The organism is Acidimicrobiales bacterium, assembly GCA_036270875.1.
Classification (GTDB): domain Bacteria; phylum Actinomycetota; class Acidimicrobiia; order Acidimicrobiales; family AC-9; genus AC-9.
Genome location: DATBBR010000039.1, coordinates 17,305 through 43,102, shown reverse-complemented (window position 1 = coordinate 43,102; position 25,798 = coordinate 17,305). Strand labels below are relative to the sequence as shown.

The following is a 25,798-nucleotide window of genomic DNA, read 5'->3' as shown; positions in this document are numbered from 1 at the left end:
ACTCCGGCGGGGACTAGACCCGGGCAAGCACGCCGGTCGCACTTCCACCGTCTAGGTAGGCGCGGGTGGGTGGTCCCGCGGTGCATCTTGTCGGCTGTCTCGCGGGTGGCGACGCTGAGACCCACTCCGTGGGGCGAGATCAAGCGGTGGGCCGAGGAGACGGGGCAGCTCTAACGGCTGGTTCCCGTGACGTGCCCTGCTCGGCGCGCCGGTGAGAGACAAGCCGGTCGAGCCGCCCGGGCTTTGTCGTTTGCCCCAATTCTTGTGCGGAGTGACGCTGCCCCAACGTGTCGGAACTTCATAGGCGACAGCAGCTCCTCACACACATCGCACCCGCCGCCAGTGCTCCCCACGCCGCCGCTCCGTGAATTGGTGCGCGGCGTCCATCGCACGCTGGCCTCGTCTCGGTGAGCGTTTGTTTAGGGCGGAATCGCATCCCGTCTAGCCACCGCGTCGGTTGGCCGCGCAGCCCTCCGGGTATAGCCAACCGTACGTCGCTCGTGTTTTCTGGGGTGGAGTGCAATGCGTACTTTTGCTAGAAGGACCTCGTCCCCCGCTGCGCCGATCGCTCATCTGGTCGGATCCGTTGCTGCTGTCGTGGCGCTGTTCATCGTGGCGGGCATTCTCCTGTTTGTCTTCGATGCCAACGTCGGGAACACGGTGGTCTCGCACGTCGAACGATGGGCGAGTACCCTCACGACTCCATTCCACAACCTGTTCACCCCCCACAGCGTGAAGTCGAACGTGGCGATCAACTGGGGCATCGCGGCCGCGGCCTACCTGATGGCCGGTGGCATCATCCGCCGGCTACTGGTGACGCTGTAGCGCTGACGTCGCTTCTTGCTCGCCCGCTTGCGGCGACGGGGCGGCCTTCTGGCGTTCGGCGCTGTAGCTGTTGAGCCGGGGCACTGGGGGCTCCCCTTGCTTGGCGAGCCTGGTGAGCCCTTCTGCCCCTATTCCAGCGTTGATAGGCGACGCAGGGGCGAGGAGAGGGCACGGAAACAGGGGACGCGTTGCGACACGCTGCTGTTGCTCGACACCTATTCGCACGTCCTCGAACCGGTGGTTGCGAACGCCGCGTCCGAGGTCGCAAGCCTGGTCACTGGGGGCCCGCGTTGGAAAACGCGGACAGAACGCGGACACGGACGGCATTTGACCTGGCTGACCAGCGACGATCAACTAACGTCACACGACGCTATCGACCGAGCAGGAGGCCTGGTTGGGCGGGTATCTCGAGGAGAAGGTCGTCGCCGTGACCGGCGCCGGGCGCGGGATCGGCCGGGCCGTGGCGCTGGCCTGCGCCGCCGAGAGGGCCAGGCTGGTGGTCGCCGACTACGGCGTCGGCATCGCCGGGGAGGAGCCCGCTAGCGACGTGGCCGAGGCCGTGGTGAAGGAGATCGCCGACGCCGGGGGCACCGGCGTCGCCGTGGCCGACACGGTGACCACCATGGAGGGCGGCCAGCACATCGTCCGCACCGCGATGGACAACTGGGGGCGCATCGACGGGGTCGTCTGCGTGGCCGGGATCCTGCGGGAGCGGATGTTGTTCAACATGAGCGAAGAGGAGTTCGACCCGGTGGTCGAGACCCACCTCAAGGGCACGTTCACCGTCTTCCGGGCCGCGGCGGAGATCATGCGCAAGCAGGGATCGGGCACCCTCCTCGGCTTCACCTCCGGGGCCTTTGCCGGCAGCGTGGCCCAGGCCAACTACAGCGCGGCCAAGGGCGGCATCGTCTCCCTTGTTCGCAGCGCCGCCGCCGGCATGTCCCGCTACGGAGTGACCGCCAACGCCGTCGCCCCCGTGGCCCGCACGCGGATGTCGGCCAACGTGCCCATGGAGCTGGGCGAGATGGGCGAGCCAGAGGACGTGGCGCCCCTCGTGGTGTACCTCCTCTCCGACCAGGCCCGCCACGTCACCGGGCAGGTGTACACGGCGGTCGGCGGCAAGATCGCCGTCTGGAACCAGCCCACCGAGGTCCGGGCCATGTACAAGGACGGCCGTTGGACACCCCAGGAGATCGAGGCCCGCCTCGACTCGACCGTGGGCCAGGAGCGCATGGCCCTGCTCGACCGCCTCGAGGGGATGCGCCAGGCGGCCGCGGCGGGGGAGAAGCCCAACGCCTAGCGGGACCGGGCGCCGGTGAACGTTCGCTTCAGCGCCGAGGACGAGTCCTTCCGCAAAGAGGTCCGGGAGTGGCTGGCCGACCACGTCGTGGGCGAGGTGGCAGCGCTCGGGGCCCGCGGCGGCCCGGGCCACGAGCACGAGGGCTTCGACGTCAGGGCGGCCTGGGAGCGCACCCTGGGCCAGGCGGGCTGGATCGGGCTCGGGTGGCCGCCCGAGCAGGGCGGGCGCGGCGCCAGCCTGGTGCAGCAGGTCATCTTCGAGGAGGAGTACCTGCGGGCGGGGGCACCCGCCCGGGTGGGCATCGTGGGCGAGGGCCTCCTGGGCCCGACCCTGATCGCCTTCGGCACCGCCGAGCAGCAGCGGCGCTTCCTGCCTCCGATCCTGTCGGGCGAGGAGCTGTGGTGCCAGGGCTACTCGGAGCCGGACGCGGGCTCGGATCTGGCCAACGTCAAGACCAGGGCGTCGCTCGACGGGGACGAGTGGGTCATACACGGGCAGAAGGTCTGGACGTCCCTGGCCACCTGGTCCGACTGGTGCTTCGTCGTGTGCCGGACCGACCCCACCGCTCCGAAGCACCGGGGGCTCTCCTACCTTCTGTGCCCCATGCGCCAGCCCGGCATCGACGTGCGGCCCATCGTCCAGCTCACCGGCACCTCGGAGTTCAACGAGGTCTTCTTCGACGGCGCCCGCACGGCGGGCGCCAACGTCGTGGGCGAGGTCAACGCCGGTTGGCGTGTCGCCATGGGAACGCTCGGCTTCGAGCGGGGTGTCTCGACCATCGCCCGGCAGGTGGCCTTCGAGGGGGAGCTGGCGGCGGTGATCGACGCGGCGCGAGCCCGGGGTGTCACGGCAGACGCCGTCACCCGGCAGCGGCTGGCGCGGGCCTGGATCGGCTTGCGCGTCATGCGGCTCAACTCGCTGCGCACCCTCGCGCTCTCCGAGCACGGCACGGCCGGAGCCGAGGCGTCGATCGCCAAGCTCTACTGGGCCAGCTGGCACCGGGCGCTCGGGGAGCTGGCGATGGACGTGCTGGGTCCTGCGGCCGAAGTGGCGAGGGCGCTTCCCTACGATCTCACTGACACCCAGCGGAGCTTTCTGTTCAGCCGGGCCGACACCATCTACGGCGGTTCGAACCAGATCCAGCGCAACATCATCGGCGAGCGGGTCCTGGGGCTGCCGCCCGAGCCGAAGCCGGCCCGGGAGGCCGGCTCGAGTGGACAGCCGGCCCGGGAGGCCGGCTCGAGCGGACAGCGGGAGGGGCGTTGATGGCATCGGGGCTGTCGGGCGTACCCGCGTATCCCAAGGGCCACCAGCTGCTGGAGGGACGGACCGTCCTGGTCACGGCGGCGGCGGGGACCGGCATCGGCTTGGCCACCGCCCGGCGCTGTGCCGAGGAGGGTGCCTTCGTCGTCGTGAGCGACCGCCACGAGCGGCGGCTGCAGGAAGCGGCCGAGGAGCTGGAGCCCATCATGGGCACGCGGCCTCCGGCGGTGGCGTGCGACGTCACCAGCGAGGCCGACGTGCAGCGGCTCTTCGACACGGCGGTGGAGGCGGCCGGCCACCTCGACGTGCTGGTCAACAACGCCGGGCTGGGCGGCACCGCGAACCTGGTCGACATGACCGACGATCAGTGGGGAGCGGTGCTGGACGTGACCTTGAACGGGACCTTCCGCTGCACCCGTGCCGGCCTGCGCCACATGGTGGCGCGTAGGTCGGGCGCCATCGTCAACAACGCCTCGGTCATCGGCTGGCGGGCCCAGGTGGGCCAGGCCCACTACGCGGCGGCCAAGGCCGGGGTCATGGCCCTGACCCGGTGCGCGGCCCTGGAGGCGGCGCCGGCTGGGGTGCGGGTGAACGCCGTGTCGCCGAGCCTGGCCACGCACCCCTTCCTCACCAAGGTCATGGCCGAGGACGTGCTCGACGAGCTCACCACGCGGGAGGCCTACGGGCGGGGCGCCGAGCCGTGGGAGGTCGCCAACGTCATCGTCTTCCTGGCCAGCGACTACGCCGGGTACATGACCGGCGAGGTCGTCTCGGTGAGCAGCCAGCACCCCTAGAAAGGGCCGACGGTCAGGCTCCCGCCGGGTGTAGCGTCGCTAGACACCGTCGCGACCGCGGGAGGGCCACGATGACCGGCGACCGTTTGAGCCCGCTCGACTCGTCATTCCTCCACCTCGAGGACCGCGTCAGCCACATGCATATCGGCTCGATCGCCATGTTCGAGGGCCCGGAGCCTCCGTTCGAGGACTTTGTGTCCATGGTGCAGGGCAAGCTGCCCCTGGTACCCCGCTACCGGCAGGTGGTGCGGGACGTGCCGCTCGAGCTCGGGCGCCCGGTATGGGTCGACGACCCGGACTTCAACATCGACTACCACATCCGGCACACGGCGCTGCCCGCCCCGGGCGGCGAGGCTGAGCTGCGCAAGCTGGTCGGGCGCGTCATGTCCCAGCAGCTCGACCGGACGAAGCCGCTGTGGGAGATCTGGATCGTCCAGGGCCTCGAGCAGGACCGGTGGGCGATGGTGGCCAAGACGCACCACGCCATGGTCGACGGCGTCTCGGGTACCGAGCTGCTGGCCGTCATCATGGACACGTCACCCACGCCATCGCCGGCGGTGCCCGACGACTGGCACCCGTCACCGCTTCCCTCGGGAGCACGGCTGGCAGCCGAGGCCGCCATCGATCTCGCCGTGACCCCGTATGAGCAGTTCCGGGCCGTTCGGTCAGCCACTCGGGTCCCGCGCCAGGCGCTGCACCAGCTCGGGGAGGTGGTGCAGGGGATCTCGTCGATGGCTGGGCTGCTCCGGTCGAATCCTGTCTCGACGCTCAACGGTCCGATCGGACCGCACCGCCGGTACGCGTGGGCGTCGACATCGGTCGAGGACGTCAAGGCCGTCCGCAAGGGTCTCGGGGGCACCTTCAACGACGTGGTCCTGGCTGCGATCACCGGCGGCTTCCGGGAGCTTCTCCTGTCGCGTGGTGAGGACGTCGACCGGGTGGTGCGGACGCTGGTGCCAGTCTCGGTGCGCGCCCGAGACGTCAGTGGCCGGGCGGTGGGCGACGCCACCTACGACAACAAGGTGTCGGCCATGTTTGCCTCTCTGCCAGTCGGGATCGGCGATCCCGCCGAACGGCTCCACGCCCTCACGGCGCAGATGCAGGGGCTCAAGGAGTCCAAGGAAGCGGTGGCGGGAGAGGCACTCACGTCACTGTCCGGTTTCGCTCCGCCGATGCTCCTCGCCCTCGGCATGCGCGTCGCCGGCCGGGTGCAGCAGCACAACATCAACACGGGGACCACCAACGTGCCAGGACCGCAGTTCCCGCTCTACGCCCTCGGTCGGCGCATGCTGAGGACCTACCCCTACGTTCCGCTGTTCGGCCAGGTTCGCATCGCGGTGGCCATCTTCTCCTACGACGGCCAGGTCAACTTCGGGGTGACGGGAGACTACGACAGCGCTCCGGACCTCGACGTGCTCTGTCGTGGAATCGAGGACGGCATGGGCCAACTGCTCGAGAGCGCCTGATCGCCGGCCGTCTCAGGCCAGGCGGCGATCGGTCGCCCACTTGGTGAGCTGGTGGCGGGACGAGAGCTGGAGCTTGCGCAGCACCGCCGAGACGTGGCTCTCCACGGTCTTGCTGGAGATGGACAGCTCCCGGGCCAGCTCCTTGTAGGTGTAGCCGCGGGCGATGAGGCGCAGGACCTCCCGTTCGCGCGCCGAAAGCTGGTCGAGCTCGGGATCGAACGAGGCCGGCACCCCGGCGGCCGGCATCGACGCGAAGGCGTCGAGCACGAACCCGGCCAGACGGGGTGAGAACACAGCGTCGCCGTCGGCGATGCGCCGGATGGCGGCGATCAGCTCCGGACCGGAGATCGTCTTGGTCACGTACCCCCGGGCCCCGGCGCGGATGACGGCGATGACGTCCTCGGGAGCGTCGGAGACCGAGAGGGCGAGGAAGCGGATCTCCGGGTGAGCGGGCTTGACCGCGTCGAGGACGGCCTGGCCCCCTCCGTCCGGGAAGTGCACGTCCAGCAGCACCACGTCGGGGGCGCGCTCGACGATGAGCTCTACGGCGGCGCCCACCTCGTCGGCCTCGCCGACCACCTCCACCTCGTCGCCCAGCTCGGCGCGCACGCCGGAACGGAAGAGGTGGTGGTCGTCGACCAGGAACACCCTCGGCCTGGCGCCCGGGCTCATCGGCGATCGTTTCGTGCGCGATCGACCCCGCGCTCGACCCGCCTCGGCATGGCGAGCTCCACCTCGGTGCCGGCTCCCGGTGTCGAGCGGACGGCGACGGTGCCGCCGTGGCGGGCCATCCTCGCCCTGATGGACTCGGCGATCCCTTGACGGTCGGCGGGGACCTCGGTCGGGTCGAAACCCTGGCCCCGATCGCGCACGAACAGGGTCACCTTGTCCGGCTCCACCTCGGCGAACAGCGACACGACGGGCGCACCGGACCACTTGGCTGCGTTGACCGTCCCCTCCTTGCCGGCCGCGAGCAGGGCCCGGAGATCTTCGGCCAGTGGGCAGTCACCGACGGTCACGGCTTCCACGGCCACGCCGTGGGTGCTCTCCACCTCGTGCTCGATCAGCTGCACCCCGGCGGCCAGCGTCGACGCTTCCTCTTCACCGAACGAACCTGGCCGGCGCCCGTCGAACAGCCACGAGCGAAGCTCCCGTTCCTGGGTCCGCGCCAGCTGGACGACGCGCTGTGAGTTGTCCGACGAGCGTTGGATCAGGGCCAGCGTCTGGAGCACCGAGTCGTGGACGCGGGCGGCCATCTCCGTCCGCTCCTCGGCGCGCACGCGGGCCTGGCGCTCGTCCACCAGCTGGCGGGCGAGGCTCAGCCACCATGGTCCGAACACCACGACGAAGGCGGCGATCACGAGCACGGTGCCGCCTGCTGGTCGGAGCAGGGCGGTGTTCGGGTGCCCGAGGACGATCACGACGAGGCCGGCGCCGAGGAGCACGACGCCGATGACGATCCTCAGCACCAACGAGCGACGGGAGTGCCGAGGCTCGGTGCTGACCTGGAGCAGGGTCCCTGCCACCTGGCGCATCCAGACGCTCTCGTCCTCCTCGGCGTTGCGCCAGATCAGGACCAGGCCGGCGAGGCTCAGGTAGAGCGGCCAGGCGACCGAGCTGGCGTAGCCGATTCCCAGCGCCGACACGACCAGCACGGTGAGGACCAGCAGCGGCACGAAGGCCACGGCCAGGGCGATGCCGGCCCGATCGGACTTGGCCCGGCTGGCGATCGGCGCCGTCTCGCCCGCGACCGGCAACAGGAGCCACGCCACCACGTAGGCGGCGACGCCGATGCCGCTCGCCAGGCCGAACAGCACCACGGCGATGCGGACCAGCGTGGGATCGACGCCCAGTCGGGCGGCGACACCGCCGGCGACGCCGGCGATCAGCCGGTCATCCCGGCTCCGACGGAGCGGCCCCCGCCCCCGCAGGTGACGCCCCCAGTGGCGGTGCATCGCCGCCGCACCGCGCCGCCACTGACGCGGGTCGTCCCATCCGAAGCGCCGCCAGGGCGGGCCTTCTCCGGCGCCTCTGCCCCAGGGTGGGCCGGGCGGGGCCCGTGGCGGGGGCGGAGGTCGGGAATCGACGGGGTCGGCGATACGTCGATCATCGCGCCCCCGGCGACGGCCTGCCTATCGGGGAAAGCCCTGGTCGGCAGGGGTCAGACTCGGGGTTCGATCGGGGTCATCCCCGATAGCGGCGCCGAGCCGCGTGCTCCATCATCGAGCCATGGAAGACGCGACACCTGACACCGCTTCTGCACAGACCCAGATCCTCCGTCGTCCGCACGCCGGGAGGATGCTGGCGGGCGTGGCAGCCGGCATCGCCGAGCACCTCGACCTCGACGTCACGCTCGTCCGCATCGTCCTCGTTGTCCTCGCCTTCGCCGGGGGGTTGGCCGTGCCGCTCTATGTCGGGGCGTGGCTGCTGATCCCCGATGAAGGCGCGGACGTGAGCATGGCCGAGGACCTCATCGATCAATTCCGGTCTCGCTGACCGTGTGGCACTGCCACCAAGAAAGGACCGACATGCAATCGCCGTGGGAACCGCCCGGTCCGGGCGGCACAGACCCTGGACCGGGTTCGTGGGGCAGCCGGCGCCGTCCCCCCCGAGAGACCGACACCCGCATGCGCATCTCACACGCCGAGCGCAACGAGATCGCCGACGTTCTCTCGAAGCACTACGCCGAGGGTCGACTGGACAGCAACGAGTTCGAGGAGCGCGTCGGGCGGGTCATGAACGCCAAGACCCGCGGCGACGTGGCCGGCGTGCTCGATGACCTGCCCAGGCTGGGCCCCCCGGCTCCGCCGCCGCCCCGCCGCCGGCCGGTCGGACAGTGGGTGCTGGCGTTGCTGTTGGTGCTGCTCGTGGCCGGCTTCCTGGCCGCCCCGCCCCACGTGCCGCTGCTGTTGATCGGCATCGTGGTCCTGCTGGTCTGGCACCGGTTCCGAGGCCGGCGCTACTGGCGCCGCCGTGACCTGGCCTCACGCCCGTGGTGAGCGTGCCTCAGCCGAGCCGTTCGATGATCGTGGTGTTGGCCTGGCCGCCGCCCTCGCACATGGTCTGCAGCCCGTAGCGGCCACCGGTCCGCTCGAGCTCGCACAGCAGGGTGGTCATCAGCCTCGTCCCGGTCGCGCCGAGCGGATGTCCGAGCGCGATGGCGCCCCCGTTGACGTTCACCTTTTGCAGGTCGGCTCCGGTCTCCTGCTGCCAGGCCAGCACCACCGAGGCGAACGCCTCGTTGATCTCGATGAGATCGATGTCGCCCAGCGACAGGCCCGAGCGGTCGAGGGCGTAGGCCGTGGCGGGGATCGGCGCCGTCAGCATGTAGACGGGATCGGCCCCCCGGCAGCTGAGGTGGTGAACGCGCGCCCTGGGCCTCAGCCCGTGGTCGCGTACGGCTCGCTCCGATGCGACGAGCACGGCGGTGGCGGCGTCGGAGATCTGGCTCGACACCGCCGCGGTGAGGCGGCCCCCTTCGACCAGGGTTGGAAGTGACGCCATCTTCTCGAGCGACGTGTCGCGCGGACCTTCGTCAGCGCTGACGCCGGCCAACGGCACGATCTCCTGCTCGAACCGGCCCTCGGCGATGGCCTGCAGGGCCCGGCGATGGCTCTCCAAGGCGAACCGCTCCATGTCCTCGCGCGAGACGCCCCACTTGTCGGCGATCATCTCCGCCCCTCGGAACTGGGAGATCTCCTGGGTGCCGTAGCGGGCGACCCATCCCGACGAGCCGGAGAACGGGTCGGAGAAGCCGAGGGGCTCGGCGGCGGTGAGCGCGGACGCGATCGGGATCATGCTCATGTTCTGCACGCCGCCCGCCACGACGAGGTCGTTGGTGCCGCTCATGACGGCCTGGGCGGCGAAGTGCAGCGCCTGCTGGGACGAGCCGCACTGCCGGTCGATCGTCGTGCCCGGGACCTCCTCGGGCAGCCCGGCGGCCAGCCAGCAGGTGCGGGCGATGTCGCCGGCCTGGGGGCCGATGGTGTCGACGCAGCCGAACAGCACGTCCTCCACCGCCGCCGGGTCGACGTCGGTTCGGGCGACGAGCGCCTCGAGCACGTGGGCCCCGAGGTCGGCTGGATGGACCTGGCTCAGGCCGCCGCCCCGCTTGCCGACGGGAGTCCGTATGGCGTCGACGATGTAGGCCTCGCTCACTGGGGGCGCCTCCTCATCTCACCACCACCACCGACGATCCGTGGCCGAACAGGCCCTGGTTGACGGTCACGCCCGCCTTGGCCCCGTCGACCTGACGGCCGCCGGCCTCTCCCCGCAGCTGCCAGGTCAGCTCGCAGACCTGGGCGATGGCCTGGGCGGGGATGGCCTCTCCGAAGCAGGCCAGACCGCCGCTCGGGTTCACCGGGATCCGGCCGCCCAGGGTGGTGTCACCGTCGTTGAGGAGCCGCTCGGCCTCTCCTTCCTTGCACAGGCCGATGTTCTCGTACCAGTCGAGCTCCAGGGCGGTCGACAGGTCGTAGACCTCGGCCACGTCGAGATCGTCGGGACCCAACCCCGCCTCCTCGTAGGCGGCGTGGGCGATCGAGTCACGGAAGGGCAGATCAGGCGGCGGCACACCGGCGGCCGAGTCCGTGGCGAAGTTGGGCATCTCGATAACGGTGTTCGGGTACCGAGGCGTCACGGTGGAGACGGCCGCGACCTTCACCGCCCGGCTCCGCCGTCGTCGGGCGAAATCCAGGCTCGACAGCACCACGGCCGCGGCCCCGTCGCTCGTGGCGCAGATGTCGAGCAGCCGCAGCGGGCTGGCGACGACCGGTGAGGCGAGCACCTCGTCCTCGCCCACCTCCTTGTGGTAGCGGGCGTTCGGGTTGGCCGCGCCGTGGCGGCTGTTCTTGACCTTGACCCTGGCGAAGTCCCGCTCGGTGGCGCCGTAGAGCTCCATCCGGCGGCGGGCGTACAGGCCGAAGTAGGTGGGGTTCGTCGCCCCCAGCAGGCGGAAGCGGAGCCAGTCGGGATCGTCGGGTCGGTCGCCGCCCACCGGGGCGAAGAAGCCCTTGGGCGTGGTATCGGCACCGATGACGAGGGCGACGTCGCACAGGCCGGCCAGGATCCTCGCCCGGGCGATGTCGATGGCGGTCGCCCCCGAGGCGCAGGCCGAGTAGCAGCTCGACACGCGCGTGCCCGACCATCCGAGCGCCTGGGCGAAGGTCGCCCCCGCCACGTAGCCCGGATAGCCGTTGCGGATGGTGTCGGCGCCGGCGATGTACTGGATCTCGGTCCACTGGAGACCGGCATCGCCCAGCGCGGCACGGGCGGCGCTCACGCCGTAGTCGACGAAGCTCCGGCCCCACTTCCCCCATGGGTGCATGCCCACGCCCAGGATCGCCACCTGCCGGTTCGGGTCAGGCATCCGTCGGCCTCCATTTCCAGACCACGTACTCGTGCTCGTCGTCCTCGTAGAGCGTCCCGAGCGCCAGCTCCATCTCGGACCCCACACCGAGCGCGGCCACGTCGGCGCCGGGCACGAGCTGGCCCAGCACCACCATGCGCTCGTCGGCAAGCTCGACGGCGGCGATGGCGTAGGGCTCGAACGGGTCGGAAGCGACGTAGGGAGGCGGCGGCTGGTAGCGGTTGTCGGTGAACGACCAGACGCGGCCGGTGCGGCTCAGCGCTACCTCCTCGAGCTCGCCGTGCCCGCACTCGGGGTTGCGACAGGCGGGGGACTTCGGGAAGAAGCGGGCTCCGCACGACGAGCACCGGCTGCCGAGGAGCTGGGGCCGGTCCTCGTCCAGGGTGAACCAGCCCTCGATGACCGGCACCCGTGTCTTGTCGCTAGCCACGGCCGCCCGGCACCTCCACCGTGTCGGTGTCGCGGCCCGACCGCAGCAGCGTCCCCGGGCGCCCGCCGCCGAGGCCGTCCGGGCCCAGGATCTCGGTGCCGTTCACGATCACGTGCTCGATGCCGTCGGCCTCGGCGTAGAGCCGGCCGGCGCCGCTGGGCAGGTCGAACCGGGTGGCCACCGGCCGGGGCGCGACGCGATCCTCGTCGAAGACGACGATGTCGGCGTGGCACCCCTCGGCGATGCGTCCGCGGTCCCTGATGCCGTAGAGACGGGCGGGGACGTCGGTGATCATGTGGACGGCCTCTTCCAGAGGAAGGAGGTGACGGTCCCGGACCGACGGCCCGACGAGCGACGTCGTGTAGATGAAGGTGGCCAGCATGTCGAGGTGGGCACCGGCGTCGGACGCCCCGATGACCACTCTCGGGTCGCGCCACAGCTCGGTGCGCAGGCGCCAGCTCTCGGGGTCGTCGCCGCGCGCGGGCAGCAGCAGACCGGTTCGCAGCTCGTCGGCCACGACGATGTCGACGAGCGTGTCGAAGGGATCCTCGCCGCGCTCGGCGGCGATGTCGCCCACGAGCCGGCCCGAGAGACCCTCGTTGTCGGGCGAGAAGGTCTCGGCGATGCGCATCGTCTTCCAGTTGGCCATGGTGCGCAGCAGCCCGGCGTCGGGAGATGCGGCCCCGTCCCGGAGTCGACGACGCTCGTCGGGGTCGCTGAGGGCCTTCATCCGCTCGGCTGGCGGCAGGCTCATCGTCGATGACCAGCCCGGCAGGGCATCGAGGATGAACCCGGAGAGAAAGGTGAGGCGCACCTCCACCGGGTCGGCGACAGCCAGGGCGATGACCCTGGCACCCCGCTCGGCGGCGTAGTCCGACGCCCGCAGCTGGTTGGCCGCACCGTCGGGATTCTGGGACGTGACGGCGAGAAGGTTCCAGTTGAGAGGACGGTTGGCGGCGAGGGAGAGGGAGGCCATGAGGTCCATGTGCTCGTCCTCGAAGGCCCCGACCGTCGGAATGAACTCGAGCGTGGTGCCCGGGTGGTCGCGCAGCGCTGCCGCCAGCGCGACGAGCTCCTCCGTCGTCGCCGACCGGGAGGGCACGGGCTTGCCGTCTCCGTCGTTGTGGGTCGGAGCGCGGGACGACGAGAACCCGAGGCCACCAGCGGCGAGCGACTCGTGGAGGACGCGGACCATGGTCGCCAGCTGCTCATCGGAAGCCTCGGACCCGACGGCCGCCTCGCCCATCACCGAACGGCGCACGGCCGAGTGCCCGACGAGGAAGCCGGCGTTCACCATCAGGCTGCCGTCCAGCCGGTCCAGCCAGTCGCCGTAGGAGCGCCAGTCCCAGTCGAGACCGGCTTCGAGGGCCTCGATGGGCATGCCCTCGACCTTCGCCAGCATGCGCCTGACGTAGTCGGCGTGCTCGGGGGCCAGCGGGGCGATGCTGAACCCGCAGTTCCCACCGACGACCGTGGTCACCCCGTGGTACGGCGACGGGCTGGCGCTGGGATCCCAGAAGAGCTGGGCGTCGTAATGGGTGTGGATGTCGATGAACCCCGGCGCCACGACCAGCCCGCTGGCGTCGATGGTCCGCCGGGCGCCCTCGTCGACCTCGCCCACGGCGGTGATCATGCCGTCCCTGATGCCCACGTCGGCCCGCCGCCGGGGCGAGCCCGTCCCGTCGACCACGCTGGCGCCGGCGATCTTGCAGTCCAGCATCACGGACCCCCGCTCCTAAGTTTGACGTCGCGTCAGACTATCCGGGCTCGCGCCTCGGGCGCAGCGGCGCTCGTCACCGGGCCTCAACGCGATCCTGGCGCGGCGGTGGTGCCGGGCGCGGAGCTGAGCCACGCCGTGTCCTGGATCCGCTCGGCGATCCGCCACCCGTTGGCGGTCCGCCGCAGCTGGTCGCGGTAGAAGCCACCGACGAACATCAGGTCCAGGGTGCCGTCCCGCTTGGTCCGGCCCATGGGGTTGTAGAAGTAGCTGCGGCTTGTCGCCGTGTCGCCTGTCACCCGGATGTCGCGGTTGGTCACCAGATGCTGGCTCATCGAGAAGATGGACAGCGCGTCGGACAGCCACTTGGTCATCTCGGCCACCCCACCGCGGATCCCTCCCGACGAGGTGTAGTCGATGAGGGCGTCCGCCGTGAACACCGTCTGGTAGAGGTCCCAGTCCCTCGTGTCGACCGCCGTGGCGTACCGCGTGAGAAGGTCGTCGATCTCGATCCGGTCGGCGATCTCCTGTGTCATCGCTCCACCTCTCAGCTCCCCCGGTACTTCGGCGCCCGGTTCTCGGCCCGCGCGGCGCGCATCTCGGCGTAGTCGTCGCTCTTGTTGACGAACGTCTGGTAGATGAGCTCGTCGCCCATGGCCGCCCGCTGCTCAGGCCGGGCCAAGCGGGCGATGACACGGCGCGCCATCTTCACCGTCGCTGTCGGCGCGGCGGCGATCCGCTCCGCCATCTCGCGGGCAGTGGCATCGAGCTCGTCACGGGGGACGACCCGCGAGACGATGCCGTGGCCCAGCGCCTCGTCGGCCGACAGGCGTCGACCGGTGAGCACCATGTCGCTCACGAGGCCGTGACCGCACATCTGGTACAGCACTCCCACGCCTCCGGTGTCGGGGATCACGCCGTAGGTCACCTCGGGCAGCGCGAACCGGGCGTCCTCGGCGGCGATGCGGATGTCGCACAGCAGGGCACGCTGGAACGATCCACCGATGGCCCAGCCCTGGATGGCGACGATGACCGGGGCGTCCATCTCCCAGAGCTGCTGGATGCCGCGATGGCCGGTGGACATGAGCTCGTGGTGGGATGCCGCGCTGGCGAGCGTGCCGATGGTGCTCACGTCCCGGCCCGACGACCACGACTTCCCCTCGGCCCGCCAGATCACGGCGCGCAGGTCGGGACGTCCCTTCAGCTCGTGGAGGATCTCCCACAGCCGGTTGTCCATCTCGTCGTCGAACGCGTTCTGCTTGTCGACGTTGGCGTTGGTGATGGTGGCGATCGGCCCGTCGAGGTCCAGCCTGACCTTGTCGGTCGCAGCCATTCAGATGGCCCGCTCCCGCCCCTCCCAGTACGGGTCTCGGAGCCGGCGCTTGTACAGCTTGCCGTTGGGGTCTCGCGGCATCTCGACGACGAAGTCGAGCGACCTCGGGGTCTTGAACCGGGCCAGCCTGCCGGCGCAGAAGGCCAGGATGTCGTCGGCCAGCCCGGTAGAGGGCTCCACGCCGGCGGCGGGCTCGATGACGGCCTTTACCTCCTCACCCCAGTCGTCGTGGGGGATCCCGAACACCGCAGCGTCCCCGACCTTCGGATGACCGAGCAGGACGGCCTCGATCTCGGCCGGGTAGATGTTGGCCCCGCCCGAGATGATCATGTCGGCCTTGCGGTCCCGGAGGAAGAGATAGCCGTCGTCGTCGAGGTAGCCGATGTCGCCGACGGTGAAGAAGCGCCCCACCCGGTTGCTCTCAGTCTTCTGCCGGTCCTTGTAGTACTCGAACTCCACGCCGGGCATGGCCATGTACACGGTGCCGATCTCGTTCGGGGGCAGCTCCTTGCCCTCGTCATTGAGGATCACCACCTCCGAGATCGGCCACGCGTTGCCGACGGTGCCCGGCTTCTTCAGCCAGTCCTCGGACAGGACCATCGTGCCCCCGCCCTCGCTGGCGGCGTAGTACTCGTCGATCACCGGCCCCCACCACTCGATCATCCCCCGCTTGATGTCGATCGGGCAGGGGGCGGCAGCGTGGACCATGTGGCGCAGCGACGAGAGGTTGTACCTGGCCTTCGCCTCGTCGGGGAGGGCCAGCAGGCGGTGGAACTGGGTGGGCACCATGTGGCTGTTGGTGACCCGGTACCGGTCGATCAGCTCGAGCATGCCCTCGGGCGTCCACTTGTCCATCACCACGACGGTGTGGCCGAGCTGGAGCGCGCCTCCAGCGAAGACCAGCACGGCGGTGTGATAGAGCGGCGAGCCGCAGATGTGGACGTTGTCGTCGTGGGGCTGAAGGCCGAACAACAGCAGCATCCCGCCTGACGCGATGGCGCTTGCTTCTGGGTCTGCGGCGGGGAGCTGGCGCCGGACCCCCTTGGGCTTGCCCGTGGTGCCCGAGGTGTAGTTCATCACCGTCCCGGTGCGGCGGTCCGAGGGGAGGGCGGTCGGCTGTCGGTCCTTGAGCTCGGTGTACGAACGAAAGCCGGGCACGGAGCCCACCGCGAAGCTCCGGTCCTCCGGAAAGCCCAGTTCCTTGGCGGCCGCCGTGCAGACATCGGCGAAGCGCTCGTGGGCGACGAACACCTTGGCGTCGCAGTCCTGGACGATGTAGGCGATCTCCGGCCCGACGAGGTGGTGGTTGATCGGTATCAGGTACCACCCGGCCTGCAGGGCGGCGAGATACAGCTCGAAGACCTCGACGCTGTTCGGCAGCACCATGGCGATCGAGTCGCCGACCTCGAGGCCGAGCTGGCGCAGGCCGTGCACCAGCTGGTTCGCCGAAGCGAGGAGCTCACCGGCGCTGATCTCGGTGCCGTCGGGGTTCACCACCGCCAGATGGTCGGGATCTTCGGTCGCGATGCTCCAGAATCCGAGGTCTGCCATCGGCACGTTCTCCTGATCACTCGCCCGGCCTGCCGGGCCGGCCTTTCACTTGGCCGGCTCCCGGGCCGGCTTGGTCCTGCGGCGGCCACAGACTAGAACAGATTCCAATAACCTGGACCGCCGAGGCGAAGAGCAGGAGGCAACGCACATGGGCCAGCCCGTGATCGTCGAGGCGGTGCGGACACCGATCGGCAAGCGCAACGGCGTGCTGTCGGGGCTCCACGCCGCCGACATCCTCGCCGCCGCCCAGGTCGAGGTCGTCAAGCGGGCGGGCATCGACCCCGCCGACGTGGAGCAGGTCGTCGGCGGCTGCGTCACGCAGGCCGGCGAGCAGGCGTCCAACGTCACCCGCAACGCGTGGCTGGGTGCCGGCCTGCCGTTCGAGACGGCAGCCACCACCGTGGACTGCCAGTGTGGGTCCTCGCAGCAGGCGAACCACCTCGTCGCCGGGCTGGTTGCTGCGGGGGCGATCGACGTGGGCATCGCCTGCGGCATCGAGGCCATGAGCCGGGTCGGCCTGGGCATGAACGTGTTCAACGGCCCCGGCATACCCCGCCCGGAGGGCTACCCCGCCGACATGCCCGATCAGTTCGGCGCGGCCGAGCGCATCGCCGAGCGTCGGGGCATCACCCGGGACGAGGTCGACGCGCTCGCCCTGGCGTCCCAGCAGCACGCTGCCCGGGCCCAGGCCGAGGCGCGCTTCGAGCGCGAGATCACCCCGGTCGAGGCGCCGGTCGTCGGCCCGGAGGGTCCGACCGGGACCCGCCAGGTGGTCGACCGCGACCAGGGACCCCGAGAGACGACGGCCGAGGGGCTGGCCAAGCTGCAGCCCGTCCGGGAGGGCGGCATTCACACCGCGGGCAACAGCTCGCAGATCTCAGACGGCGCCGCTGCCGTGCTGTGGATGTCCGAGGAGCGGGCCCGGGCTGCCGGGCTGCGGCCTCGGGCCCGCATCGTCGCCCAGGCCCTGGTCGGCTCCGAGCCCTACTACCACCTCGACGGCCCCGTCGACGCCACCCGCCGGGTGCTGGCCAAGGCGGGCATGACGATGGGCGACATCGACCTGTTCGAGGTCAATGAGGCGTTCGCGTCGGTCGTGTTGTCGTGGGCGAGCGTCCACCAACCGGACATGGACAAGGTGAACGTCAACGGCGGCGCCATCGCCCTCGGCCATCCCGTCGGCGCCACCGGCAGCCGGCTCGTGACCACCGTCCTGCACGAGCTGGAGCGGTCCGACCAGACCACCGCCCTGGTGTCGATGTGCTGTGGCGGCGCCCTGGCGACGGGGACGATCCTCGAGCGCATCTGAGGAGACAGGAGATGTGCCCCAGCCGACTACTCGGCGCTGGGGTGCCGGAGGTGATCGACCCGCCGACCTACGCGCTCGTCAGGCGGTGCTGCGGGCAAGCCGCCCTGGGCGTTCGCCGGAGTCGGTGTCGTCTTGGCGGGTGATGACACCGTTGACGAGAGTGGCGAGGTAGCCGTAGGAGGGTTGAAGGATGCGGCTGGCACCCGAGGGCAGGTCGTAGCGCGCCTCGGGCGGGAGGATGCGCAGACCGTCCATGTCGATGACGTTGAGGTCAGCCCTCTTGCCGCCCGTAATGGTGCCGCGGTCGGCAAATCCGTAGAGGGCTGCGTTGGCGCCGCTCAGCTTGTGGACGAGCAGCTCTACCGGGAGTTGTTCGCCCCTGGTGCGGTCACGGGCCCAGTGAGTGAGGTGGAACGTCGATGCGGAGCAGTCGGAGATCAGATTGACGTGAGCTCCGGCATCGCCCAAGCCGGTCACCGTGTAGGGGTCGAGCATCATCTCGCGGCACGCGTCCAGGGTGCCGCCGACGAAGTTGGAGCCGAGGAGGGCGTAGAAGGCCTTGCCTTCGTCGGCGAGCAGCAGGTCGTACATGTGGGCGACGGGGTCCTTGCCGACGGCTGCGGCTTGGGCGTACACCGACTGGTCGAGGCTGGGTTCGTAGTCGACGGGGTCAGACAGCGGGAAGGTGAGTGGGAGCGCGGTGACGAGCAGGCCTATGAGGACCGCCGAGAAATCGCCTGATTCAATGGTCGGGTCGGGTTCGGCGAGGATCGCCTCGCGCACCTCGGGTCGGCGCATCTCGGCGACCCGCTGGGCTAGAGGCAGGTGGGCGAGCTTGCGGTAGGTCGGCCTGCCCATGAAAAGGTGGTAGGTGTCGAGGTTGGTCATGATCGTGACCGAACGAGGGATCACCTGGGGTCGCAGAGTTGACCCATTCCGGTTGGCCTCTGTGGCCGCGTCGAGCACGAGTCGCCAGTGATCACAATCCTCGAAGAGCTGGGCGACGGTGAACGTCACCGGGCGGCCGCTGGCGTGCGACACCGAGTCAAGCAGACGCACCTCGTCGATCTGTTTCGTCGTCTCGCGGCCACCCAGCCCGCCGATGGTGCCCGCCAGGATGGCCTCGAAGACACCCCTGCCCGCCGATCGCAGAGCTCCGGCGAGCGCCAACAACTCCTCTTCAGCAGCAAACGTCCCCGGCACTGGTCGGCCCGAACGGGCCCGGTGTCCGACCGTGCGCGAGGTCGAGAATCCGACGGCGCCGGCGAAGAGTGCTTCCTCTACGACCGCAGCCATGGCAGCCAGGTCTTCGGCCGAGGCGTTCTCGTTGGCCGCGCCGCGCTCGCCCATCACGTAGAACCGCACCGCCCCGTGCGCGACCTGGGCGGCGATGTCGATCGCGTAACTTCGCCGGTCGAGCAGGTCGAGATACTCCCCGAAGGTCTCCCACTGCCCCCACGGCATCCCGACACTGAGCGCCGAGCCGGGTATGTCTTCGACGCCTTCCATGAGGTCGATCAAGGCGTCGTGGTCGCTCGGGCGCACGGGGGCGAAACCGACCCCGCAATTGCCCATGACGAGCGTCGTCACGCCGTTGGTCGCGGACGGCTCCAAGGCGTCGTCCCAGGTGACCTGGCCGTCGTAGTGAGTATGGACGTCCACCCAACCTGGCGTGACGAGCGCGCCATCGGCGTCGAGCACTTGCCCGGCCTGCTCGGTGATGGCGCCGACCTCGACGATCTTGCCATCGCGCACGCCGACATCGGCGGTATACGACGGGTTGCCCGTTCCGTCGACGACGGTGCCGCCCTTGATCACTATGTCGAGCACGTTGCGCTCCTCATTGTTCGGCAGACGTCAACCTCGTACTGCCTAGCTTGGCATCAGACCACCCTTCGGGGCGATGAAGAGGATGGTGGCCTCGCACAAGAGGGTGTCTCCGTCCCACGACTTGCCCCAGCAGAAGATCTTTCGCCCGTCCACCCGGTCGAGCCCGGCTTCGAAGTCGATGCGGCAGTCGAGAGGGGTCGGCCGTCGCATCTTGACCGTGAGCGTACCCGTGTAACCGGCGAAGCCCGAGGCCATCTGGGCGAAGCCCATCATGTCGTCGAAGGCGGCAGCCACGAAGCCGCCGTGTAGGCAGCCCGGGGGGCCCTCGTAGGGGGTGGTGTACACGGCGTGGCCCCGGGTGATGCCGTCGCTCATCTCGAACTGGAGCGGAGGGGCGAGGGGGTTGCTTCGCCCGCTGACACCGCTGCGCTCCAGCAGGGCCGCGTCGTCGGGGCCGGAGGTGGCCAGGCCACCGAAGCGGCGGAGGGACGGCATCGACTCCAACCGGTCGGCGAGGACGCGCGTCTCGTCGGTCAGCCGCGCCAACTCGGCGGCGCCGGCGCGCTCCGGATCGAGGAGGGCGATGTGGTCGATGACACGTCGGCACTCGCCCACCAGGGCGTGCTTGAGGGCACGGTGCTCGGTCTCGACCGGGTCACCAACGGTGTAGGCGACCCGGGGGTCGGGGGGCAGGCTCATGACCCGGGACCCTACGTGTTCCGGCCGGCCTCCCGGGCCGGCCACCGGGCGTCACCCGATCGTCCGAGCTCTGGATGCGGTGCTGCCCCCGTCCACGGGCAGGTTGATGCCGCTGATCACCTCGGCCTCCCGGCTGGCCAGGAACAGTGCCGCGTAGGCGACGTCGGTGGGCGTGGCCAGCCGTGTGAGGTGCATCTCCTCCAGCCGTCGGCGGCGCTCGTCGGTCAGCTCCGCATCCCGCACCTCGTGCAGGATGTAGCCGGGCTGCACGGTGTTGCATCGTATGCCCCGGCGCGCGAAGTCGATTGTGATCGACCGGGTCAGCGCACTGAGGCCACCCTTGCTGGCGGCATAGGCGGCCAGCCGAGGTGTGGCCAGCTCGGCCGCCCGGGACGAGACGTTGACGATGGAGCCATGGCCTGCGGTCAGCATGTGCGGGATGGCGAGGCGGCACAGGGTGGCGACGGCCACGAGGTTCACCCGCAGGACCGACTCGAAGGTCCAGGCGCTCACGTCGGTGACGGGACCGTCGCCGGCATCGCGGCCTCCAGCCACTGCGTTGTTGACCAGGACCGTGAGCGGACCAAAGCGCAGCACCGCCGCCTCGACGAGGGCTTCGGACTGGACCTCGTCACTCAGGTCGGCGAGGACGAACGCGGCCTCGCCTCCCGCGGCGGCGATGGACTCGACAACCTCGTCGCCGCGCGCCTGGTTCCGACCGGTGACGACGACCCGGGCGCCTTCCTCCGCGAACACACGGGCCATCTCCCGTCCGAGGCCTCGCGTCGACCCCGTGATCAGCGCCACCTCGCCCTGCAACCGCTCGCCCACGGCCGGGCTCATCCCCCCGCCGGGGTCGCGTCGAGGTACGCCGGCCGCTCACCGCCGCCGTGGGCGACCACGTTGCTGCCACTCAGGTAGCGGGCGAGCGGGGAGGCCAGGAAGAGGCACACCCCGGCGATGTCGTCGGGCTCGCCCATCCGACCGAGGGGCACCGTCGCCGCCACCGCGGCCACGCCGGCCTCGTCGCCGTAGTGGAGGTGGGCGAGCTCGGTGCGGATCAACCCCGCCGTGACGCAGTTGACCCGCACCTTGGGGGCCCACTCGACGGCGAGGGTCTCGGTGAGGTTGAGCAGACCGGCCTTCGCGGCGCCGTAGGCAGCGGCCCCTGGCGACGGGCGCAAGCCGCTGACGCTGGCGATGTTGACGATCGCCCCGCCCTCGGGCTGCTGCTGCATCACGGTGTTCACCCGCTGGGAGAAGTTGAGGGGAGCGACCAGGTTGAGCGAGATGATGGAAGCCGAGAACCGCGGGGACGCGGTGGCGGCGGGGGCCACCGGCGCTCCGCCGGCGTTGTTGACGAGCACGTCGAGGTGGGCGAACCGCTCCGTCGCGTAGGACACGACCCGGTCGATCTGTTCCACCTCGCGCACGTCGGCCTCGACGAACGCCGCTTCCCGTCCGCCACCGGCGATCGGCTCCTCGGGTTCGTGGCGACAGCACACCACCACGTCAGCGCCCGCGGCGAGAAACCTCGTCGTGATGCCCCGGCCGATCCCCCTACAGCCGCCGGTGACGACCGCGACCTTCCCGGACATGTCGAGGGGATCGCCCATCGTCCGATCCCGGGGAGCTACCAGAGCTCGTCGACGTAGGTGTCGGTGCCCACGACCGTGGGGATGAACGGCGCGGCCAGGGCGGCGTGGGCCAGCCCACTGCCCGACACGGCCTTGCCCAGCTCGACGAAGCGGTCCCAGGCGTGGCGCGGATCAGTGTCGAGGAAGTAGAGGTGCATCGACCTGCGGTCGGCGCCCTCGTCACGGGGGACGAACGACGGCGCGTCGCCCCGCAGGGGCACCTGCGACCACGACGAGACCGACGCCACGGGGGAACCGGGAAGCCACGACGGCAACAGCTCGTCCTCGTACCAGCGGTCGACCTGCTCCTTGGTCACTCCTTGCTCCCGCTCGATGCTCACGGCGACCATCCCCCCGAAGTCGTGGTCGAGCGCGAGCTCGAGAGGCACGGGGTCATCGTCGCGGTAGCGGCGCCAGTCGTGGGTGTACAGCGCCGTGTGGATGTGGGTGCGATGGTCGAAGCCGCGCCCGTCGGCGTACAGCGCCTTCACCTGATCGGTGGCCCAGCTGAAGTGCTCGCCGTGCTTGCCCTCGAGCACCCAGTAGACGGCCAGGTACGAGCCGGCGTCGACCGGGTCGGCCACCGGGCTGTCGGCGGGGTAGCGCAGGTCCTTGAGCGCACGGGTCGCCACCCAACGACGGCCGGAGAAGAGCCACGGCCCGATGAGGCAGCCTGCATAGAAGTGATCCCGCTCGTACCAGCGGTTGTACTCGACCTCGTGGCCACGGTGGGGGTCCACCATCGTGAACAGCATGCTCCCCACCCGGATCGGGTACTCCCTCATCGCTCGGCGTCCCTTCGTCAGCCACGTGACGGTGTGTCAGAATCCTAACCTATGGGCATCTCGCACGGCATGGCCGACGGCGCTGCCGACGGGGTGGCCGAGGTCGTCATCGACGTCCCGCCGGTCAACGCGCTCGACGTCAAGAGCTGGTTCGACCTCGCCGACGCGGTCCGGGGGCTCGGCGCCCGGGAGGCCGTCCGGGTGGTGATCGTGGCCGCGGAAGGCCGGGGGTTTTGCGCGGGGGTGGACATCAAGGAGATCCAGCGCGAGGGGAGCGCGGCGCTCGTCGGGGTGAACCGGGGCTGCGCGGCGGCGTTCGCCGCCGTCTACGAGTGCGAGGTCCCGGTCATCTCGGCCGTACAGGGGTTCTGCCTGGGCGGAGGCATCGGGATCGTCGGCAACTCCGACGTCATCGTGGCGTCGACCGACGCCACCTTCGGCCTGCCCGAGGTGGACCGCGGCGCCCTCGGTGCGGCCACCCACCTCGCTCGCCTCGTGCCCCAGCACAAGATGCGGGCCATGATGTACACCAGCGCCACGGCCACGGCCGAGGAGCTGCACCACTTCGGCTCCGTCCTGCGCGTCGTCGAGCGGGACGATCTTCGCGCCGCCGCCCGGGAGGTGGCCGCCCAGATCGCGGCGAAGAACCCCGCCGTCATCAGGCGGGCCAAGGAGTCCCTGAACGGGATCGATCCCGTCGACGTCAAGCGCAGCTACCGCTTCGAGCAGGGCTTCACCTTCGAGCTGAACCTGTCGGACGTGTCCGACGAGGCCCGGCAGGCCTTCATCGACAAGGACGAACCCCGACCCCGTGGCTGACAAGCGCACGACGGAGGACGAGGTCGCCGCTGAGCTGTCCGACGGGATGACGGTGGGCATCGGCGGGTGGGGGTCGCGGCGCAAGCCGATGTCGCTGGTGCGGGCCATGCTTCGCTCGAACGTCAAGGATCTGACGCTCGTGTCCTACGGCGGGCCGGACGTCGGGCTCCTGTGCGCGGCGGGCAAGGTGCGAAAGGTGATCTACGGTTTCGTCTCGCTCGACTCGATCCCGCTCGAGCCGCACTTCCGGGCGGCCCGCCAGAGCGGCGCCATCGAGGCCATGGAGCTCGACGAGGGCATGCTGCAGTGGGGCCTGTACGCGGCGGCGTTGCGGCTCCCGTTCCTGCCGACCCGCGCCGGGCTCGGCTCGGACGTCATGCGCATCAACCCCGAGCTGTCCACGGTCGCCTCGCCCTACGACGGTGAGGAGGTGGTCGCCATGCCGGCGCTGCCACTCGACGTGGCCCTGGTTCACATGAACCGCGCCGATGCAGGTGGGAACGGGCAGTACCTCGGGCCGGACCCCTATTTCGACGACCTCTTCTGCATGGCCGCTCGCCGTCGGTTCCTGTCCTGCGAGCGCCTCGTCCCCACCGAGGACCTCCTGAAGGAGGGGCCGGTGCAGTCCCTCCGAATCAACCGCATGATGACCGACGGGGTGGTGGAGGCGCCGCACGGCGCCCATTTCACCTCGTGCGATCCCGACTACGAGCGCGACGAGGAGCTCCAGCGGGAGTACGCCACCGCCGCCGGCGATCCCGAGGCGTGGGCGACGTTCCGGCGCACGTACCTCGAGCTTCCCAGCGAGGCCGACTACCAGAAGCGGGTGCGCCGGCCGTGATCGCGGAGGCGACGCTCGACGAGATCTGCGTGGTGGCCTGCGCCGAGGCGTGGCGCGGTGACGGGGAGGTGCTGGCCAGCCCCATCGGCATGGTGCCGACCATCGGCGTCCGGCTGGCCAAGGCCACCTTCGAGCCCGACCTAGTGCTTACCGACGGGGAGGCCTACCTGGTGGCCAACCCGCTGCCGGTCGGCCGACCGGCCGAGACGAAGGTGGTCGAGGGGTGGCTGCCCTACCGGTCGGTGTTCGACGTCCTGTGGGCCGGTCGGCGCCACGTGATGATGGGGGCCACCCAGCTCGACCGCTACGGCAACCAGAACATCGCCTGCATCGGCGACTGGCAGCGCCCCAAGGCGCAGCTCCTCGGGGTCAGAGGAGCTCCGGGCAACACCGTCAACCACCCCACGAGCTACTGGGTGCCCAACCACTCCCGGCGCGCCTTCGTCGAGCACGTCGACATGGTGTCGGGGGTCGGCTACCAGCGCGCCGCCGAGACGGGCGCGTCCGCATCCCGCTTCCACGAGGTCCGGGTGGTGGTGACCAACAAGGCGGTCCTCGACTTCGCCACGCCCGACCACGCCATGCGGCTGCGGTCGGTGCATCCCGGGGTGACCGTCGACGAGGTGGTGGAGGCCACGGGTTTCCCGCTCGAAATCCCCGAGGAGGTCGCGGAGAGCAGGATCCCGACCGACGAGGAGCTGCACCTCGTGCGCGAGGTGCTCGACCCCAGTGGACTGCGCAGGAGCGAGGTGAAGTGAGCGAGGCGCTCCACACCCGCCTCTGCGACCTGCTCGACGTCCGCTATCCGATCGTGCAGACCGGCATGGGGTGGGTGTCGGGACCGCGGCTGACCGCCGCCTCCAGTCAGGCGGGCGCCCTGGGGATCCTCGCCGGCGGGACGATGACCCTCGACGAGCTGGAGCGGGCGGTCAACGAGGTGAAGGAGCGAACGGACCGTCCCTTCGGTGTGAACTTCCGCACCGACCAGCCCGACGTGGAGGATCGGGTGGCGCTGATCGTGAAGTCGGGCGTGAAGGTGGCCAGCTACGGCCAGGCGCCGCGCCCCGACCTCATCCACCGTCTGCGGGACAACGGCGTGGTGAACATCCCGACGATCGGCGCCCGGCGTCACGCCGAGAAGGTGGTCGAGTGGGGCGCCGACGCCCTCATCGCCCAGGGCATGGAGGGCGGCGGCCACACCGGTCAGGTGCCGACCTCGCTGCTCCTACCCCAGGTGGTCGACGCCGTCGACGTGCCCGTCGTGGCCGCCGGCGGCTTCTTCGACGGCAGGGGCCTGGTGGCGGCGCTCGCCTACGGGGCCGCCGGGGTGGCCATGGGCACACGCTTTCTCCTCACGAAGGAGAGCACGGTGCCCGACAACGTGAAGGGGATCTACCTCGACAAGTCGGTGACCGACACCGTGGTGTCGCGCCACATCGACGGCCTGCCCCAGCGGGTGATCCGCACCGACGTGGTCGACTCGCTCGAGCGGTCCGGACGGCTCACCGCCCTGCCGCGCGCCGTGCGGAACGCCTTCGCCTTCCGCAAGCTCACCGGCACGTCGCTGCGCGACCTGCTCTCCGAGGGGCTGGCCATGAAGAAGCGCCAGGGCCTGACCTGGGGGCAGATGGTGATGGCGGCGAACGCGCCCATGATGACGAGGGCGGCCATGGTCGAGGGGCGGCCGGAGGTCGGCATACTGCCCACGGGGCAGGTCGTAGGGGTCATCGAGGAGCTCCCGGACGTGGCCCAGGTCATCGCTGGCATCATCCGACAGGCCGAGGAGACGCTGGCCCGCCTGGGCGGGTGACCGGCGGGAGCGGGAGGCCTC

Annotated in this window: 26 protein-coding genes; 12 read left to right on the top strand and 14 right to left on the bottom strand. The window is 70.3% G+C overall.

The window, feature by feature from the left end:
* Window positions 1-597: 597 nt before the first annotated feature.
* The 5 genes from VH112_04615 to VH112_04595 all read left to right on the top strand — a co-directional run bounded on the left by VH112_04615 (window position 598) and on the right by VH112_04595 (window position 5,648).
* Window positions 598-825 (top strand): hypothetical protein, encoded by a 228-nt coding sequence (locus VH112_04615; GenBank protein ID HEX4539507.1) that lies wholly within the window; start codon window positions 598-600, stop codon window positions 823-825.
* 394 nt (window positions 826-1,219) lie between these two features.
* Window positions 1,220-2,125: an SDR family oxidoreductase gene (locus VH112_04610; GenBank protein ID HEX4539506.1), complete on the top strand. Its 906-nt coding sequence runs from the start codon at window positions 1,220-1,222 to the stop codon at window positions 2,123-2,125.
* A 15-nt stretch (window positions 2,126-2,140) separates the two neighbouring features.
* On the top strand, window positions 2,141-3,391 hold the full coding sequence (locus VH112_04605; protein HEX4539505.1) for an acyl-CoA dehydrogenase family protein: 1,251 nt from the start codon (window positions 2,141-2,143) through the stop codon (window positions 3,389-3,391).
* Window positions 3,391-4,182 carry an SDR family oxidoreductase gene (locus VH112_04600; protein ID HEX4539504.1) on the top strand — a complete coding sequence of 264 codons (792 nt, stop codon included), beginning with the start codon at window positions 3,391-3,393 and terminating at the stop codon, window positions 4,180-4,182. Before VH112_04605 ends, VH112_04600 begins: the two co-directional genes overlap by 1 nt.
* A gap of 71 nt (window positions 4,183-4,253) precedes the next feature.
* The gene (locus tag VH112_04595; protein ID HEX4539503.1) at window positions 4,254-5,648 is read left to right on the top strand and encodes a wax ester/triacylglycerol synthase family O-acyltransferase; all 1,395 of its coding nucleotides are present in this window, start codon (window positions 4,254-4,256) and stop codon (window positions 5,646-5,648) included.
* A 12-nt stretch (window positions 5,649-5,660) separates the two neighbouring features.
* On the opposite strand, the gene VH112_04590 is transcribed toward VH112_04595, so the two are convergent.
* Window positions 5,661-6,320, bottom strand: coding sequence for a response regulator transcription factor (locus VH112_04590; protein HEX4539502.1), 660 nt, complete (start codon window positions 6,318-6,320; stop codon window positions 5,661-5,663).
* On the bottom strand, window positions 6,317-7,603 hold the full coding sequence (locus VH112_04585; protein ID HEX4539501.1) for a PspC domain-containing protein: 1,287 nt from the start codon (window positions 7,601-7,603) through the stop codon (window positions 6,317-6,319). The genes VH112_04590 and VH112_04585 overlap by 4 nt, the downstream gene beginning before the upstream one ends.
* Window positions 7,604-7,877: 274 nt before the next feature.
* Here VH112_04585 and VH112_04580 point away from each other — a divergent pair, with 274 nt between their 5' ends.
* Complete coding sequence (locus VH112_04580; protein HEX4539500.1) at window positions 7,878-8,144, top strand: PspC domain-containing protein; 267 nt, start codon at window positions 7,878-7,880, stop codon at window positions 8,142-8,144.
* A 131-nt stretch (window positions 8,145-8,275) separates the two neighbouring features.
* Window positions 8,276-8,647 (top strand): DUF1707 domain-containing protein, encoded by a 372-nt coding sequence (locus VH112_04575; protein ID HEX4539499.1) that lies wholly within the window; start codon window positions 8,276-8,278, stop codon window positions 8,645-8,647.
* Window positions 8,648-8,654: 7 nt separating this feature from the next.
* Here the strand turns inward: VH112_04575 and VH112_04570 are convergent, their stop codons facing one another.
* From VH112_04570 to VH112_04540, 7 genes are all read right to left on the bottom strand, one after another.
* On the bottom strand, window positions 8,655-9,806 hold the full coding sequence (locus tag VH112_04570) for an acetyl-CoA C-acetyltransferase (GenBank protein ID HEX4539498.1): 1,152 nt from the start codon (window positions 9,804-9,806) through the stop codon (window positions 8,655-8,657).
* A 13-nt stretch (window positions 9,807-9,819) separates the two neighbouring features.
* Complete coding sequence (locus VH112_04565; GenBank protein ID HEX4539497.1) at window positions 9,820-11,016, bottom strand: lipid-transfer protein; 1,197 nt, start codon at window positions 11,014-11,016, stop codon at window positions 9,820-9,822.
* Complete coding sequence (locus tag VH112_04560) at window positions 11,009-11,425, bottom strand: OB-fold domain-containing protein (protein HEX4539496.1); 417 nt, start codon at window positions 11,423-11,425, stop codon at window positions 11,009-11,011. Before VH112_04560 ends, VH112_04565 begins: the two co-directional genes overlap by 8 nt.
* A 13-nt stretch (window positions 11,426-11,438) precedes the next feature.
* A complete protein-coding gene (locus tag VH112_04555; GenBank protein ID HEX4539495.1) occupies window positions 11,439-13,166 on the bottom strand; it encodes an amidohydrolase family protein in 1,728 nt (575 codons plus the stop codon).
* Between the two features lie 83 nt (window positions 13,167-13,249).
* On the bottom strand, window positions 13,250-13,699 hold the full coding sequence (locus tag VH112_04550; GenBank protein HEX4539494.1) for a nuclear transport factor 2 family protein: 450 nt from the start codon (window positions 13,697-13,699) through the stop codon (window positions 13,250-13,252).
* 11 nt (window positions 13,700-13,710) lie between these two features.
* Window positions 13,711-14,496, bottom strand: coding sequence for an enoyl-CoA hydratase/isomerase family protein (locus VH112_04545; GenBank protein ID HEX4539493.1), 786 nt, complete (start codon window positions 14,494-14,496; stop codon window positions 13,711-13,713).
* Window positions 14,497-16,047, bottom strand: a complete 1,551-nt coding sequence (locus tag VH112_04540; protein HEX4539492.1) for an acyl-CoA synthetase — start codon at window positions 16,045-16,047, stop codon at window positions 14,497-14,499.
* Between the two features lie 148 nt (window positions 16,048-16,195).
* Between VH112_04540 and VH112_04535 the strand changes: the two genes are divergently transcribed.
* Window positions 16,196-17,356 carry a steroid 3-ketoacyl-CoA thiolase gene (locus VH112_04535; protein ID HEX4539491.1) on the top strand — a complete coding sequence of 387 codons (1,161 nt, stop codon included), beginning with the start codon at window positions 16,196-16,198 and terminating at the stop codon, window positions 17,354-17,356.
* 78 nt (window positions 17,357-17,434) lie between these two features.
* Here VH112_04535 and VH112_04530 read toward each other — a convergent pair whose 3' ends face one another.
* The 5 genes from VH112_04530 to VH112_04510 are packed head-to-tail and all read right to left on the bottom strand — an operon-like array spanning window position 17,435 to window position 22,307.
* Window positions 17,435-19,186: an amidohydrolase family protein gene (locus VH112_04530; protein HEX4539490.1), complete on the bottom strand. Its 1,752-nt coding sequence runs from the start codon at window positions 19,184-19,186 to the stop codon at window positions 17,435-17,437.
* A gap of 42 nt (window positions 19,187-19,228) precedes the next feature.
* Entirely contained in the window at window positions 19,229-19,885 is a 657-nt protein-coding gene (locus VH112_04525; GenBank protein HEX4539489.1) for a PaaI family thioesterase, read from the bottom strand.
* A 51-nt stretch (window positions 19,886-19,936) separates the two neighbouring features.
* Window positions 19,937-20,716, bottom strand: a complete 780-nt coding sequence (locus VH112_04520) for an SDR family NAD(P)-dependent oxidoreductase (protein ID HEX4539488.1) — start codon at window positions 20,714-20,716, stop codon at window positions 19,937-19,939.
* Between the two features lie 8 nt (window positions 20,717-20,724).
* Window positions 20,725-21,501, bottom strand: a complete 777-nt coding sequence (locus tag VH112_04515; GenBank protein ID HEX4539487.1) for an SDR family oxidoreductase — start codon at window positions 21,499-21,501, stop codon at window positions 20,725-20,727.
* 17 nt (window positions 21,502-21,518) lie between these two features.
* Complete coding sequence (locus VH112_04510) at window positions 21,519-22,307, bottom strand: hypothetical protein (GenBank protein ID HEX4539486.1); 789 nt, start codon at window positions 22,305-22,307, stop codon at window positions 21,519-21,521.
* Window positions 22,308-22,358: 51 nt separating this feature from the next.
* On the opposite strand from VH112_04510, the gene VH112_04505 reads away from it, so the two are divergent.
* Genes VH112_04505 through VH112_04490 form a run of 4 tightly spaced genes read left to right on the top strand, consistent with a single transcriptional unit; the run spans window position 22,359 to window position 25,777 of the window.
* On the top strand, window positions 22,359-23,126 hold the full coding sequence (locus tag VH112_04505; GenBank protein ID HEX4539485.1) for an enoyl-CoA hydratase family protein: 768 nt from the start codon (window positions 22,359-22,361) through the stop codon (window positions 23,124-23,126).
* Window positions 23,119-23,967, top strand: a complete 849-nt coding sequence (locus VH112_04500) for a CoA-transferase (GenBank protein ID HEX4539484.1) — start codon at window positions 23,119-23,121, stop codon at window positions 23,965-23,967. Before VH112_04505 ends, VH112_04500 begins: the two co-directional genes overlap by 8 nt.
* Complete coding sequence (locus VH112_04495; GenBank protein ID HEX4539483.1) at window positions 23,964-24,725, top strand: CoA-transferase; 762 nt, start codon at window positions 23,964-23,966, stop codon at window positions 24,723-24,725. The genes VH112_04500 and VH112_04495 overlap by 4 nt, the downstream gene beginning before the upstream one ends.
* Window positions 24,722-25,777 (top strand): nitronate monooxygenase, encoded by a 1,056-nt coding sequence (locus tag VH112_04490; protein ID HEX4539482.1) that lies wholly within the window; start codon window positions 24,722-24,724, stop codon window positions 25,775-25,777. The genes VH112_04495 and VH112_04490 overlap by 4 nt, the downstream gene beginning before the upstream one ends.
* Window positions 25,778-25,798: the final 21 nt, after the last annotated feature.

Bases quoted from the DNA above. Each gene is read 5' to 3' on its own strand.
- VH112_04600 (HEX4539504.1), top strand. From the start codon at position 3,391: ATGGCATCGGGGCTGTCGGGCGTACCCGCGTATCCCAAGGGCCACCAG.
- VH112_04595 (HEX4539503.1), top strand. From the start codon at position 4,254: ATGACCGGCGACCGTTTGAGCCCGCTCGACTCGTCATTCCTCCACCTC.
- VH112_04590 (HEX4539502.1), bottom strand. From the start codon at position 6,320: ATGAGCCCGGGCGCCAGGCCGAGGGTGTTCCTGGTCGACGACCACCAC.
- VH112_04585 (HEX4539501.1), bottom strand. From the start codon at position 7,603: ATGCACCGCCACTGGGGGCGTCACCTGCGGGGGCGGGGGCCGCTCCGT.
- VH112_04580 (HEX4539500.1), top strand. From the start codon at position 7,878: ATGGAAGACGCGACACCTGACACCGCTTCTGCACAGACCCAGATCCTC.
- VH112_04575 (HEX4539499.1), top strand. From the start codon at position 8,276: ATGCGCATCTCACACGCCGAGCGCAACGAGATCGCCGACGTTCTCTCG.
- VH112_04565 (HEX4539497.1), bottom strand. From the start codon at position 11,016: ATGCCTGACCCGAACCGGCAGGTGGCGATCCTGGGCGTGGGCATGCAC.
- VH112_04555 (HEX4539495.1), bottom strand. From the start codon at position 13,166: ATGCTGGACTGCAAGATCGCCGGCGCCAGCGTGGTCGACGGGACGGGC.
- VH112_04550 (HEX4539494.1), bottom strand. From the start codon at position 13,699: ATGACACAGGAGATCGCCGACCGGATCGAGATCGACGACCTTCTCACG.
- VH112_04545 (HEX4539493.1), bottom strand. From the start codon at position 14,496: ATGGCTGCGACCGACAAGGTCAGGCTGGACCTCGACGGGCCGATCGCC.
- VH112_04540 (HEX4539492.1), bottom strand. From the start codon at position 16,047: ATGGCAGACCTCGGATTCTGGAGCATCGCGACCGAAGATCCCGACCAT.
- VH112_04535 (HEX4539491.1), top strand. From the start codon at position 16,196: ATGGGCCAGCCCGTGATCGTCGAGGCGGTGCGGACACCGATCGGCAAG.
- VH112_04525 (HEX4539489.1), bottom strand. From the start codon at position 19,885: ATGAGCCTGCCCCCCGACCCCCGGGTCGCCTACACCGTTGGTGACCCG.
- VH112_04515 (HEX4539487.1), bottom strand. From the start codon at position 21,501: ATGGGCGATCCCCTCGACATGTCCGGGAAGGTCGCGGTCGTCACCGGC.
- VH112_04510 (HEX4539486.1), bottom strand. From the start codon at position 22,307: ATGAGGGAGTACCCGATCCGGGTGGGGAGCATGCTGTTCACGATGGTG.
- VH112_04505 (HEX4539485.1), top strand. From the start codon at position 22,359: ATGGGCATCTCGCACGGCATGGCCGACGGCGCTGCCGACGGGGTGGCC.